Consider the following 1,077-nt stretch of genomic DNA (forward strand, 5'->3'; position numbering starts at 1 on the left):
GTATCAGCGCTGAAGTGCAATCCACCGATTCGTGCCTTCTATCAACAGCTACTGGCCAGAGGGAAAGTCAAAAAGGTAGCAATTATTGCCTGTATGAGAAAGTTTATTATTTGTTTAAATGCGATGGTCAAGAAGAATGAACCCTGGGACGATAACAAAGTCACGGCATTCTTTCAAACGACCTAGATTCGATGGTCGCAGCGCTTTCTTCTAAGCAGATTTAGCCCCTTTTTCTCATCGATATAAACAAGCCATAGCTCTTTTTTATGTCAGGAAAGAGAGCATAGAAGAGAGTGTTTGATTTTTATCGTTTACCATCAAGAAGATGACGAGAACACATTGCTGAAACACTGTATTCTCGCGTTTTTTTCAGTAATCGCCCTTGACAGCAAACATAATCGCTTTCGGGGTTTATGGGATGAAAGATCTACTTGCTACGAAACTTAGGTGACGCTGGTAACGGAAGGTTCCCGTCCCCTTTCGGGGTTTATGGAATGAAAGCCCAAAGAACCGAAAGTCTGCAGGCGCAGATTGATCAGTTCGAGTTTCCGTCCCCTTTCGGGGTTTATGGAATGAAAGCCCAAAGAACCGAAAGTCTGCAGGCGCAGATTGATCAGTTCGAGTTTCCGTCCCCTTTCGGGGTTTATGGAATGAAAGATCCTTTAGACCTCGGTTGGCTTTAGAGCTGTTCCATGAGTTTCTGTCCCCTTGCAGGGTTTATGAGATAAAAGACACCCTTTTCAGAAGCCTTATTCCGTAAGCATTTCAGATGACAAATACACAGATGAAAATTTACCCAATGAAAACATCATCCAAAAACTGCGCACGTTCATCCTACAGTGCCTGCAAGCCTTACGGACCAAGGCCTACACACTTCATAACGAAACTATGCTGTTTTCAAGGTACAGCCTGAATCACGTATTCCTTTCAGTGCGTTATAAATCTAACCCTAACCAAACAGAGAATGCTAGTTCCCGTTAAATAATTTAAGACTCTGACAGAGGACAGCTGGTGAGTTTCTGAGAGCAGGGGAGCAGGGGAGAGAGGGAGCAGGGGAGAGAGGGAGCAGGGGAGAGA

1 pseudogene is annotated in these 1,077 nt (G+C 44.5%); it reads left to right on the plus strand.

The features are described from left to right. Positions 1-186 (plus strand): annotated as a pseudogene (locus DXZ20_RS37215) (IS110 family transposase); the annotation flags it as partial. Positions 187-1,077: the final 891 nt, after the last annotated feature.

The sequence above is a fragment of the Adonisia turfae CCMR0081 genome, assembly GCF_011009555.1.
GTDB lineage: Bacteria > Cyanobacteriota > Cyanobacteriia > Phormidesmidales > Phormidesmidaceae > Leptothoe > Leptothoe turfae.